The sequence below is a fragment of the Avibacterium sp. 21-594 genome (genome assembly GCF_026226815.1).
Taxonomy (GTDB): domain Bacteria; phylum Pseudomonadota; class Gammaproteobacteria; order Enterobacterales; family Pasteurellaceae; genus Avibacterium; species Avibacterium avium.
In genome coordinates this window covers 672,601-684,411 of the sequence record NZ_JAKKOC010000001.1, presented here as the reverse complement: position 1 = coordinate 684,411, position 11,811 = coordinate 672,601, and the positions used below count along the sequence as shown (strand labels likewise).

Genomic DNA, 11,811 nt, shown 5'->3' with positions numbered 1-11,811 from the left:
ACTGACTATGATAAAAGAAATTGAAAAAATTACCTTTGGCGCAGGAAAGCCTGCAACTATTTTTTCTGATATTGCGGATAAATGTGCAGAATCCATTCGAATTGATGAAAATAGTAAAAGAGTTAAAGGAAAGAACAAAACGACACAAATTCGTAAGTTTTATGATGAGTTGGCGATTTGGAACGAACGAGTTCAGCAAGCGAAAGACCCAGAAATCAAGTTTGAGGAATTGGTTCCTTTTATCAAAATGCTAAAGGCGAAGGTCGCTTATGCCAAAGGAAGAGACCATATTGATCAAAGTTTTGTTGATGTATTCAATAAAGTGATTGATCAAGCAAATGATCGAGAAACCTTGCGTGATGCAAAATTGTTTATGGAAGCAGTAATTGGCTATTGCAAATTATATGAAACAACAAAGAACTAATAGTTAGGGAGAAGAAAAATGAAATTGAATAATATTGTTGAAATTAAAGCAACATTAGTTTTAAAAACGGGCTTACATATTGGTTCTGGTGATAGTGAAATGCATATTGGTGGGATCGATAATCCAGTTATCAAAAATCCAATTACTCAGCGACCTTACATTCCGGGTTCTAGCTTAAAAGGAAAAATTCGTTCTTTATTAGAATGGCGTAGTGGTGCAGTAAAAGATAAGCCATTAGCGATTTCAGATATTAAAACAGCAGCTCAGCCTGAAATGGTGAAAGATATTTTACGTTTATTTGGTATTAATGCAGATACTAAGAATGAACAAGATATTGTGAAAGAAATCGGTGTTGCACGCCTAGGTTTCTGGGATTGTGAGTTTACGCCAGATTGGCAAGCACATTTAGAACAAAATAATCTTCCAGCAACAGAAGCAAAATTTGAGAACACGATTGATCGTATTACTTCTACCGCAGGTAACCCTCGACAAACAGAACGTGTTCCAGCAGGAGCTAAGTTCGAGTTTAAAGTCACATTGCGTCAGTTTGAGCAAGATTCGGATAAACTTGTCGAGCTTTTCCTAAAAGGTTTACGTTTATTAGAGCTAGATAGTTTAGGTGGCGCAGGTTCTCGTGGTTATGGCAAAGTAGCGTTTGAACATTTAATGGTAGATAACAAACCTGTTAATTTGGAAGAAATTAACCCATTTGCATAATTAAGGCGGATTGAATGAAAACTTATCGTTTTACGTTACGTCCAATGAGTGCATTTGGCACGCCTCTTATGGGAGATACGCTCTTTGGGCAGTTATGTTGGGCAATTGTACATCGATTTTCCTCAGAAAAATTGACTGCACTTTTGCAAGGCTATGACAGTCAAAAGCCATTTATGGTGGTATCCAATGCAATGCCAGCAGGCTATATTCCTATGCCAGTGCTACCATCAGGTTTATGGTATCAAAAGCTTGATGCAGATCGTAAAAAATTGAAAAAACTAGCTTGGATAAAGGCCGATAGCATTGCTTCACAGGCCGTAAATCAATGGCAAGGAATTGCATTTCATCAGCAAGAAAAGCAGGGGGTAAGTTCGGGAATCGAGTATGAGCAATTACATAATTCGATTAATCGACAAACACAAACAACAGGAGAAGATGCTTTTGCACCTTTTGCAACTTCTCAAGTGCGGTATGAAAATGGTACAGAATTTGATTTATATATAGTTCTAGATGAACAACGTTTCAGCCTTTCAGATCTTCAATTAGTGTTACAGGATATTGGTCAATTTGGCTATGGAAGAGATGCTTCAACAGGGCTAGGAAAATTTATTTTAACTGACCGGCCACAACAAGTTGATTTTTCTAATTCAAAAGCTAATGCGTATTTAACCTTAGCGAATACTGCGCCACAAAATTTAGGTTTAGATAAATCACGCTGTTTTTATCAATTAACCACGCGTTTTGGCCGCCACGGTAGCTTGGCTGCATTAGATGAGAATCCCTTCAAAAAACCGATTATCCTTGCAAAAGCGGGGGCTATTTTTACCCCAGAACAATGGATTGATCGCTCGTTTTTGGGGAATGGATTAACAAGCGTATCCTTTAGCCAAGCCAATGCAGTACATCAAGGTTATGCTCCTGTTATTTCTGTTGAACTTGATTTTACCGATAAGGAATAAGTGATGACAAAAGAATTTATGCACACTCATCAAGTTTATCTTACACCGCTCAGCCCAATACATATTGGCTGCGGTGAGGATTTTGAGCCAACAAATTATGTAATAGATAACCAAATTCTTTACCATTTTGAGCCAAGCAACTTATGCTTAGTTAAAGAAAAACGCGATGAATTATTGAATTTAGCAAAACAAAGTGATTTGTTAAGAATTCAACGCTTTTTTAAAGCAAATACAAAAAGTGCGGTTAATTTTTCTCATTATTTTGCTAACGTTGCGACGGGGGTTGCCTCCGAATGGGAGAGTCGTATTGGAAAAATTGCGCAACGTGAAAGCAATGGAAGAGAGGTGGTTGCAAAACTTGCTATTGAACGCACAAGCTATTTACCTTACAAGCATAATGCCTATATCCCAGGAAGTAGTTTTAAGGGCGCATTAGCAACAGCAATTTTAGATCTTGCACATAAAAAATCAGGTGCTCCAAGATTAGAGCGCAAAGAAAATCTTATCAAAAAGTACATTGGAGAATTTAAGGAAAGTGAGCTAAGAACCGTTAAATTTGGTGATTTTGTCCCATTGAAAGAAATTAATAGCAAAATCTATTTTTGTCTTAATTTTAAAAAGAAACCTACCGAGAAAGGGATTTTAGGGCGTGGGATTAGCTTGCGAAGAGAAACCATTGTATCGGGACAATACCGTGCATTTCAAAGTGATTTAGCACTTTGGGAAAATAAACATAAGCAGACTTCTTCTTATGAGTTAAATGAAATTTTTGATATTTTAAATGCTTACTATGTGCCGATTTTTAACGAGGAATGCGAGCGATTAATCGCCAATGGCTTAATCAATCGCCAGTGGGTATCCTCTGTTCAGAGTTTATTAAATAGCAAAAAAATTGCCCTAATTCGTTTAGGAAAAAATGGCGCGGATAGCAAAGTTTTACGCAATGCAGGAACTGCTCAAATAAAAATAATGCAAGGGCGTGGGAAATCTACCCAAAAAGATCGTTCTACCACATTATGGCTTGCTGGAGAAACTAGCCAGCAAACGAACGATTTACTTCCTTTCGGTTGGGCTTTATTGGAAATTAACCACGGACAAGAAAATGAGAAATTAAAACAATGGTGTGAACAGCAAATGTTGGCAAATCACATTATTGATAAAGTGGTGTTGATCGAGAAGCATCAAGCAGATCAGCAAAAATTAAAACAGCAGTACGAAGAAGAGCAAAATCGCATTCAAGAAAGGGAAGCGCAACGCTTAGCGGAAGAACAAGCAAAATCGCAATTATTGAGTTCGGCAAGTGAAAATCAGCGTTTAGTGTTGGAATTTGTAGAGAAATTACAAAATACAACAGAGCGACAAATAGACACATCAGGCTCACCATTGCTTAAAGAAGCTCAAGCATTACTGGCCTCAGCCACAGAATGGAATGAAACGGAGCAACAATTCATTAAAGAAAAAATCACCGTAGATTTATTAAAAAGCAAAATTGACTTTAAGAAAAAAGATACGGAAAAAAATCTAAAAAAATTACTGAATAAATTGGTGAGTGCAAGTTAATGATGCTGTTAGAAAATTTGCCAGTAGCGCGTTATGAATTGCAATTTCAGGTAACTCAACCCTTTGAGTTACCTGATTATGCAGGATCAACATTACGTGGTGGATTTGGGCGAGCATTGCGCAAAATTTGTTGTATGACAAAATTGGAAGATTGCAAAACTTGCCCTTTATATCGTACTTGCCCTTACACTAATATTTTTGAAACGCCAGCCCCTGAAAGTCATCAAATCCAAAAATTTAGTCAAGTACCCAATGGCTATATTATTGAACCACCTTCTTGGGGAAGAAAATATTATCGAGTTGGGGAAGTTTTACGTTTTAACCTAGTGTTAATAGGAAATTTGGTTGAGCAATTGCCACTGATCACCTTTGCCTTCAAAAGGGCGGGGGAATATAACATTGCTGGTGGAAAAGCAGCACTTTCAGCATTATCTTTATTAGCAGAAAAAGAGAGCATTCCTATTCTGCTAGATGATAAAATTATTGAACATTCAACAATACTGGCATTTCCTAAAAAACTTTCTAGCAATTTAGAGCTTGAAATTTTGACACCATTGCGTTTACAAGAAAATGGTAAACCACTTACAGATAAAACCATTAGTTTAGAACGTTTTTTAATTAGTTTAGCAAAACGTATCGCCTTGTTATGCGAGTTTCATTATCAGCCACTGAATTTAGATTTTGACAGTTTAATCGCAAGTATTTCACAAATCACACAAAGTCGAAATTTAAAATGGCTAGATTGGGCGCGTTATTCTTCACGGCAGCAACAAAAAATGAAACTAGGTGGGCTTGTGGGGCAGTGGCATTTGCATAATGTGCCAGAAGATTGGGCTAAATTATTATATCTTGGTCAGTGGTTGCATAATGGCAAAAATGCAACTTTTGGCTTAGGAAAATATAAAATTACAAATTTGTAAAATTAATAATAGAAAAAAATGTTCGATAAAATCACCGCACTTTAATTATTGGAGAATAAAAATGGCAGTATGGTTTATTTCTAGACATCAAGGTGCGATTGATTGGATTCAACAACAAGGAATTCATATCGATCATTTTATTGAGCATTTGGATCTTGATGCTATTCAAGCAGGAGATACTGTCATTGGTACATTGCCTATCCATCTTGCAGCACAAGTTTGTGAGAAAGGAGCCGCTTTCTATTTTTTATCGGTTAATGTTCGCTTTGAACAACGCGGAACAGAACTAACAGCTGAGGAATTAACGGCACAAGGTGCGCGTCTTATTCCTTATCATATTCAACAACTGTAATTATTAAGGAAATCGATGATGAAATTTGATATTCATTTTTGTTTAATCTCAGGACAAGCAGCACCCAATCTATTGCCTATTTTAGATACGGATTTTAAACCTAAAAAAGCAATTTTTATTGTGTCAAAAAAAATGAAAAAACAAGCAGAACATTTAGCAAAAGTGTTTATTGCTAACAAAGTTCAAGTAGAGCAGATTAACCTTGAAGATGAATTTGATTTTGCAAAAACATCAGAACAATTATTATCTCTTGTAGAAAAATATGAAGATGAAAAGGCTGCATTAAATGTTACTGGTGGAACAAAGCTAATTTCTATTGCGGCAGCTGATGCTTTCAATATGATTGAGAAACCGATCTTTTATATTAATACAGACAATAATGAAATTATCTTTTTATCTAAAGATGAAAACAAAGAATGGATCGCTAATAAACCATTGAATACCAATATTACACTGAGTACTTATTTAGCCGCATATGGAAAAGGTATTAAAACAGCGCAATATAAAATTAATTCCTCACTATTAGAACCAATGCAGCCAGTGATTAAATATTATGATAAGTATAAAGATATTTTACCATCACTGAATTTTGCAGCCGCAGAAGCAGAAAAAAATAAGTTAAAATATGAATTTGATAAAAAATTTTCTATGACAGCTGAATTTGAAGATTTCTTAAATGAGTTAGATTTTCAACGCTTAATAGATTATAACGGAAGATTAGTTCATTTTAAAAATGAGGAAACAAGAGCGTTCCTGAATGGCGGTTGGTTAGAGGATTATGTTTTTCAACAAGTCAAAGCAATCAAAAAAGTAGATGATATATTAGAAAATGCAGAGCTTACCAATGAACAATATCAGCTAAATAAAGGTGATCATATTGCCCAGAATCGTGGTAATAAAAATGAGTTTGATGTTATTTTCTTAGCCCAGAATAAATTACATATTATTGAATGTAAAACACAAAAATTTGGCAAAGGTACAGGACAAAAAGCGGAAGATATTTTATATAAATTAGAAACCTTAAAAGATTATGGTGGTTTAATGACTAAAAAATGCTTAGTGAGTTATTTTGAAGTACCAGAAGCGGTGAGTAACCGTGCAAAATCCTTAAACATTCATATTATCCAAGGTAAAGATATTGCCCGTTTAAAACAGTTAATTCAAGAATGGATTGCGAAATGAAAACCTATAACAAAAAAATCTTGCTTTCGGTAACGGGAATGTCGCCTGCAGTGGTAACCGAAACCCTTTATGCGTTAATCACGGAAAAAAGGTTCATTCCGACGGAAATTCGAGTTATTACCACTTTGCGTGGCAAACGTTTATTGCTTGAAAAGCTATTAGGCATTGAAAATGGCAAAAAGAAAAATGCAGGGGCGCTAGCTGAGTTTATTCAAGATTACGGTGAACAATATGGCTTTTCAGAAATTCATTTTGATGAAAGCTGTATTGAAGTGATTGAGGATAAAGATCATCAGAAATTAGAAGATATTCGTTCGCCAGAAGAAAATAGCCTTGCCTCAGATCAAATTGTTCGCCTTGTGGCAGAGCTATGTCAAGATGATAATGCCGCACTTCATGTTTCCATTGCTGGTGGGCGCAAAACAATGGGGTTTTTCTTAGGCTACGCGCTTTCATTATATGGACGTGAACAGGATAGCCTTTCTCACGTTTTGGTTTCCGAAGGGTTTGAAAATCAAGATAGCTTTTTTTACCCTAAACCTTATTCCTACATAATCACAGGTAAAGACGGTAAACCTTTAGATGCGAAAGAAGGGAAAGTAATGCTCGCGGAGATCCCTTGGGTACGTTTAAATCTTGGTGTACCAGAAGGTTTATTGCAAAATACCATTTCATACAGTGATTCTGTACAAAAAGCACAAAATCTATTGGCTGAACCAAAAATCACCTTTTTATCACCCATTGATGATCGCAAAGTGCAGTTTGGTGAAACGGTAATTAAGCTGGCACCACAGGGATACAGTATTTTGTTAAGTGTGGTGTTAAACAAAATCTGTGAGCAGAATTTAGATAATGAACAGTTATTTAAAGTCTATTTTTTACCCATTTATCAAGCCATTAAAGCGGGTAGTCAGCTAGATAAACGCTTTAAAGGAATTGATCCAAATACTACGGCTTATACGGAAGAAGTGAAAAAAGTGTTAGCGGAAGCGCGTAATGATTTAGTTAAGAAAATCAAAGCGGCGTTTTCTATTAATAAAACAAATATCCCTTATATTCCTTCTTCCTCTTATGGGCGTTTTGAGTTGTTGGTGGATTTAGAGCGAATTTCAGTAAAAGAAATTGAAGCTGATCTCAAACATATTTTAGATTAACATTTCTATTTCCCTAATCAAAGGCTTTCTGGCAAACAGAAAGCCTTTTCTTTTTCTCTATTTCAGCAGTTTTGCAAATTTGTAATTTCACCATTATTTTTTAAACAAGGGTATGCTATAAGCATTAAAAGTAAAGCGTTATATTAATTATAAAATACAAATTTGTATTTTTAACTATATAAATAAATGCTTATATATAATGTATAAAAATTAGATGCTTTAATGGAGATGATTATGTACTACTTAACAAATAATAATTTAGGTAAATTTTTAGCGAGATTAGATTTTAATGAGGCGTTTTATAACTATGGATACTCATATTACAACAATGAATTGAAGGAGTTTGATATCGACCTTCATTTTTTTACTAAGGATGAAGCAAAAAATTTAGTAATTGCAGAAAAAATCTATTTCGATCTAAAAGTTGAGATGGATAAATATTTAATCATAGAAAAAAAGAATAATCAAAAAAAATGGGTTTTTGAGATTCATAACTCGTCTTTTCATGCGGATAGAAATTGTGAAAAGCTAAAGAGCAGTTTTTCTAATTATAAAATGCCAAAGGTTAATAATCCTGATGAGTATAGAGCCTACTTTGAAAAAATTTTCCCAGAGCTGGAAGCTCAAAATGGTATTGATAAAAAATGGGAATTTTCAATCCTTATTAAGGAAAAGTTTAACCTTGAAGAAGATTTAGATTTTATCGTTAAACATTATCTTACCCCTGTTAATAAGAAAAATTCAGGAGTTACTGATATTGTTGTTGATATTAATGAAAATATTGAGGAATTCAAAGTTCTAACGGAAAATTGCTCTAAAGATGATATTCGTCGCGCTTATTTTAAGAAAAATGATCCTGAGGATGGTGAATATTTTAAGTATGTATATGATTTAAGAAAAAATATTTATAGTCAAATGCTTTTCTTTTATATCTCCAAAATCCTTGAAAAAGGCTTGGAAATTAATGAAGAGCTATTAAAACTTACAGGCTTTTCCCCTTGTAGTTGTTGCAAGAAATAAAAAATAACAAATTTGTTATTTTTACTCTTTTTTTTCTTGTTATTTATGATAGGGGGCATTGTTAGCAATTATCTAAAATAAGGGGAAGAAAATGTACTCAGCTAATGCACGTTTTGAAACTTATCAACAACCTGCGCAACAAGGTACATTTGCCGTATCCCCTTATACGGATAGCGAAGTGCAAGCGATTATTGCAGGCTACACTGAATGTGCTGATGCACGTGCTTATAACGGACGCTATTTCATTAAAAATGGCCTAAAATGGATCCATAATTTGGAAGCCTTACGCCGTAAATTAAACAATGAATATGGTCGTTATATTGATGACGAAGAACTTCGCGCGGAATTTGGCTATGACGTGGAAAACTACTACGCACGCCACCAAAATTTGCGTTTGCAACGTGATCCTGCATTCCGCCGCCTTATGGCGCAAATAAAAGTGCATTAGGAGGAAAAAATGAGTTCACGCCTGCGTTATCTCATTGCCTATGATATCACCGAAAACAAACGGCTACATCGTATTCATAAAAAAGTGGAAGCCTATGCCATCGGTGGACAAAAATCCTTCTATGAATGCTGGATGACAGAGACCGAGCTTGAAGAATTCAAACAACAAATTGAAATAATGCTGGAAATGGGCGATCGTGTATTTATTTTTCAATTACACAAAGACACCCAACCAATGCTTTACGGCATTGCGCACCTTCAATCAACTCAACCTTTTTTGCTGATTTAGGAGGCTCTATGTCTAGCTTATATATTGATCGCAAAGGAATTGAAATTAAACTTAATAGCGAAGCTCTTGCTTGTTATGAAAATGGCGAGCGAGTAGGTACTATCCCTCTTGCCCCCATTGATCGCGTTTATCTTAAAGGCAATGTTAAATTACAAGCTTCATTGCTTGCTAAATTTGGTGAAAAAGGCATTGGAATCATCTGCTTATCAGGCAGAAAAAACACCCCCACTTTATTTATTCCACAACCGCATAATGATGCGCAACGCAGAATTGCCCAATATCAGCTCAGCCAAAATGAGCTTTTTTGTCTTGTTTATGCAAAAAATGTGGTGCTTGCTAAATTGATCACACAAAAAAATTGGCTATGGGAAGCGATTAGCAAACGTCCAGATAAAAAAGATAAACTGATCAAAAAAGTGAGTGAATTGGATAGCCTTATCAGTCGGGTTAATGAACAACCCGATCTACCTGCATTAAGGGGAATAGAAGGGCGCGCAGCCGCAGTCTATTTTTCCGCACTGAGTCAATATTTGCCGCCGGCTTTAGATTTTCAAGGAAGAAACCGTCGTCCACCGCGAGATCCCTTCAATGCTGGGCTTTCGCTCTGTTATACAATGCTACACGCCGAAGCGGTATTATGTGCGTATTCCGCAGGGCTTGATCCCTACATCGGTTTTTATCACAGTTTAGACTATGGCCGAGAATCCCTTGCTTGCGACCTAATCGAACCCTTACGTCCACTTGTGGATAACTGGTTGCTTGGCTGTTTCCGCCGAGAAGAACTGCGCGCCGATCATTTTACTACCACACAAGAAGGTTGTTTCCTTGGTAAAACGGGCAGAGTACATTTTTATCAAGCTTATGAAAAAGTGATTGCGGAATGGCGAAAAATGCTCACTGAAAATTGTTACGATCTCAGCAAATTATTCAAAGAACACCAATCTAACGTATCACCACAACGTCGTAGCAGTGCCTTATTATCATCTCCAGAAATCGTAAAAGATTGGCAATGGCAATTACAAAGTTACTTTTTTAATCTGCACACAATGCTAAAAAATGTCGAATTCGTCTTTTAACAAAAAAGAGCGGTGAAAAAATGCAATATTTATTAGGATATGACATTTCCGATGAAAAACGCTTGCAAAGAGTCCATAGAAAAATGGTAAAATACGCCACGCCTATACAATATAGCGTATTTTTATTTGAAGGGGATCGCAACGCATTACAGAAATGTATTGATGATATTTTGCGACTCATTCACAAAAAGCAAGATGATTTTCGGGTTTACCCTTTACCAAGCAACGCAAAACAATGGCAGCTTGGTGATGCAATACTTCCAGAAGGCATAATTTGGACAGCCTTACCTCTCAATAATGAAGGAAAGGTGAGTCAAAAAATTGTGGCATAGAGAAATAAAATTGGTTAAATATTATCCAAATCGAAACCTAACTCTTCAAAGTGCGGTCATTTTCTCGAAAGGTTTTTATAACTTATTGATCGCACAAAGAAAAATCACCTTGCGCAGTCGAAAGACATTGCCCTGTACGAAAGGGATTAAGACCTACTTCGGCCCACAACTCCGCCGCGCGTTTTTCGTCGAAAGACATTGCCCTGTACGAAAGGGATTAAGACTCGCAGTCCTTTTCGTAGTCCGCTAGTTCCTTGCCGTCGAAAGACATTGCCCTGTACGAAAGGGATTAAGACACCTACTACGTTACCAAGGCTTAGACCGCCTTTAATAGTCGAAAGACATTGCCCTGTACGAAAGGGATTAAGACGACGGTTCAGGTACTGTGAACCTTCCCCGATCACGTGTCGAAAGACATTGCCCTGTACGAAAGGGATTAAGACTCTGGTTTATCACCATGTTTGCTTAATTGAAACGTGTCGAAAGACATTGCCCTGTACGAAAGGGATTAAGACAACATAAAATCCCCCCAATCGCTTTGAGCTAGGGTCGAAAGACATTGCCCTGTACGAAAGGGATTAAGACTTTTCAGATAGGGCGTGATGATTATTGGGATTTAAGTCGAAAGACATTGCCCTGTACGAAAGGGATTAAGACCTGCTACGGCTTGGGCAATCCATTCTTCCGCCTGAGTGTCGAAAGACATTGCCCTGTACGAAAGGGATTAAGACACCTACTACGTTACCAAGGCTTAGACCGCCTTTAATAGTCGAAAGACATTGCCCTGTACGAAAGGGATTAAGACATAAGAACCACAATGGAACTTAAATTATTTTTAAGAGTCGAAAGACATTGCCCTGTACGAAAGGGATTAAGACCGGTCTTGTTCCGCTCCCCATATTCCTAAGTCTTCTGTCGAAAGACATTGCCCTGTACGAAAGGGATTAAGACCAAGCTGCTCTACTTTAGTTACGCTCTCGTCATTCCGTCGAAAGACATTGCCCTGTACGAAAGGGATTAAGACCTCTTTCTTTACGCCATTCATTAGCGTAAGAACTAGTCGAAAGACATTGCCCTGTACGAAAGGGATTAAGACCAGTACCATCGATTGAGCCTAAAAGATTACCAAGTCGAAAGACATTGCCCTGTACGAAAGGGATTAAGACTCAGCTAAATCAATAGCTTCATTCAACTTTGTCCATGTCGAAAGACATTGCCCTGTACGAAAGGGATTAAGACAAGAATAGCTCTAGGTGGATGCTTGGACAAGCTAGTGGTCGAAAGACATTGCCCTGTACGAAAGGGATTAAGACAATAGGTTGGCTGCCTTTTTTGCTTGTTCTGTCGAAAGACATTGCCCTGTACGAAAGGGATTAAGA

At 36.7% G+C, this 11,811-nt stretch carries 13 protein-coding genes and 1 CRISPR repeat array (1 of these 14 only partly in view); all 13 genes read left to right on the top strand.

The window, feature by feature from the left end; translation table 11 throughout:
• The first annotated feature begins 7 nt into the window (after nt 1-7).
• The 13 genes from csm2 to cas2 (L5B76_RS03100) all read left to right on the top strand — a co-directional run bounded on the left by csm2 (nt 8) and on the right by cas2 (L5B76_RS03100) (nt 10,432).
• Nucleotides 8-424, top strand: coding sequence for a type III-A CRISPR-associated protein Csm2 (gene csm2 / locus L5B76_RS03160; protein WP_194751059.1), 417 nt, complete (start codon nt 8-10; stop codon nt 422-424).
• An 18-nt stretch (nt 425-442) separates the two neighbouring features.
• Complete coding sequence (gene csm3, locus L5B76_RS03155; protein ID WP_265754190.1) at nt 443-1,141, top strand: type III-A CRISPR-associated RAMP protein Csm3; 699 nt, start codon at nt 443-445, stop codon at nt 1,139-1,141.
• A gap of 14 nt (nt 1,142-1,155) precedes the next feature.
• Entirely contained in the window at nt 1,156-2,100 is a 945-nt protein-coding gene (csm4, locus tag L5B76_RS03150) for a type III-A CRISPR-associated RAMP protein Csm4 (protein ID WP_265754189.1), read from the top strand.
• Between the two features lie 3 nt (nt 2,101-2,103).
• A complete protein-coding gene (locus tag L5B76_RS03145) occupies nt 2,104-3,660 on the top strand; it encodes an RAMP superfamily CRISPR-associated protein (RefSeq protein ID WP_265754188.1) in 1,557 nt (518 codons plus the stop codon).
• Nucleotides 3,660-4,580, top strand: coding sequence for a CRISPR system precrRNA processing endoribonuclease RAMP protein Cas6 (cas6, locus tag L5B76_RS03140; RefSeq protein ID WP_265754187.1), 921 nt, complete (start codon nt 3,660-3,662; stop codon nt 4,578-4,580). Before L5B76_RS03145 ends, cas6 begins: the two co-directional genes overlap by 1 nt.
• A 61-nt stretch (nt 4,581-4,641) precedes the next feature.
• Nucleotides 4,642-4,932, top strand: a complete 291-nt coding sequence (gene csx16, locus L5B76_RS03135) for a CRISPR-associated protein Csx16 (protein ID WP_194751067.1) — start codon at nt 4,642-4,644, stop codon at nt 4,930-4,932.
• A gap of 15 nt (nt 4,933-4,947) precedes the next feature.
• Complete coding sequence (locus L5B76_RS03130; protein WP_265754186.1) at nt 4,948-6,114, top strand: Card1-like endonuclease domain-containing protein; 1,167 nt, start codon at nt 4,948-4,950, stop codon at nt 6,112-6,114.
• On the top strand, nt 6,111-7,268 hold the full coding sequence (csm6, locus tag L5B76_RS03125; protein ID WP_265754185.1) for a CRISPR-associated ring nuclease Csm6: 1,158 nt from the start codon (nt 6,111-6,113) through the stop codon (nt 7,266-7,268). Before L5B76_RS03130 ends, csm6 begins: the two co-directional genes overlap by 4 nt.
• Before the next feature lie 234 nt (nt 7,269-7,502).
• Nucleotides 7,503-8,288: a hypothetical protein gene (locus tag L5B76_RS03120; protein WP_265754184.1), complete on the top strand. Its 786-nt coding sequence runs from the start codon at nt 7,503-7,505 to the stop codon at nt 8,286-8,288.
• 91 nt (nt 8,289-8,379) lie between these two features.
• Complete coding sequence (locus L5B76_RS03115) at nt 8,380-8,736, top strand: hypothetical protein (RefSeq protein WP_194751075.1); 357 nt, start codon at nt 8,380-8,382, stop codon at nt 8,734-8,736.
• A gap of 9 nt (nt 8,737-8,745) precedes the next feature.
• Complete coding sequence (gene cas2, locus L5B76_RS03110) at nt 8,746-9,024, top strand: CRISPR-associated endonuclease Cas2 (protein WP_265754183.1); 279 nt, start codon at nt 8,746-8,748, stop codon at nt 9,022-9,024.
• Nucleotides 9,025-9,032: 8 nt separating this feature from the next.
• Nucleotides 9,033-10,100 carry a CRISPR-associated endonuclease Cas1 gene (cas1, locus tag L5B76_RS03105; RefSeq protein ID WP_265754182.1) on the top strand — a complete coding sequence of 356 codons (1,068 nt, stop codon included), beginning with the start codon at nt 9,033-9,035 and terminating at the stop codon, nt 10,098-10,100.
• Nucleotides 10,101-10,120: 20 nt separating this feature from the next.
• Nucleotides 10,121-10,432, top strand: coding sequence for a CRISPR-associated endonuclease Cas2 (gene cas2 / locus L5B76_RS03100; protein ID WP_265754181.1), 312 nt, complete (start codon nt 10,121-10,123; stop codon nt 10,430-10,432).
• A gap of 116 nt (nt 10,433-10,548) precedes the next feature.
• A CRISPR array of direct repeats spans nt 10,549-11,811; the repeat unit is 37 nt; unit sequence GTCGAAAGACATTGCCCTGTACGAAAGGGATTAAGAC (it continues 725 nt past the right edge of the window).

Coding starts and splice junctions, on each gene's coding strand:
- csm2 (WP_194751059.1), top strand. CDS start 8: ATGATAAAAGAAATTGAAAAAATTACCTTTGGCGCAGGAAAGCCTGCA.
- csm3 (WP_265754190.1), top strand. CDS start 443: ATGAAATTGAATAATATTGTTGAAATTAAAGCAACATTAGTTTTAAAA.
- csm4 (WP_265754189.1), top strand. CDS start 1,156: ATGAAAACTTATCGTTTTACGTTACGTCCAATGAGTGCATTTGGCACG.
- L5B76_RS03145 (WP_265754188.1), top strand. CDS start 2,104: ATGACAAAAGAATTTATGCACACTCATCAAGTTTATCTTACACCGCTC.
- cas6 (WP_265754187.1), top strand. CDS start 3,660: ATGATGCTGTTAGAAAATTTGCCAGTAGCGCGTTATGAATTGCAATTT.
- csx16 (WP_194751067.1), top strand. CDS start 4,642: ATGGCAGTATGGTTTATTTCTAGACATCAAGGTGCGATTGATTGGATT.
- L5B76_RS03130 (WP_265754186.1), top strand. CDS start 4,948: ATGATGAAATTTGATATTCATTTTTGTTTAATCTCAGGACAAGCAGCA.
- csm6 (WP_265754185.1), top strand. CDS start 6,111: ATGAAAACCTATAACAAAAAAATCTTGCTTTCGGTAACGGGAATGTCG.
- L5B76_RS03120 (WP_265754184.1), top strand. CDS start 7,503: ATGTACTACTTAACAAATAATAATTTAGGTAAATTTTTAGCGAGATTA.
- L5B76_RS03115 (WP_194751075.1), top strand. CDS start 8,380: ATGTACTCAGCTAATGCACGTTTTGAAACTTATCAACAACCTGCGCAA.
- cas2 (WP_265754183.1), top strand. CDS start 8,746: ATGAGTTCACGCCTGCGTTATCTCATTGCCTATGATATCACCGAAAAC.
- cas1 (WP_265754182.1), top strand. CDS start 9,033: ATGTCTAGCTTATATATTGATCGCAAAGGAATTGAAATTAAACTTAAT.
- cas2 (WP_265754181.1), top strand. CDS start 10,121: ATGCAATATTTATTAGGATATGACATTTCCGATGAAAAACGCTTGCAA.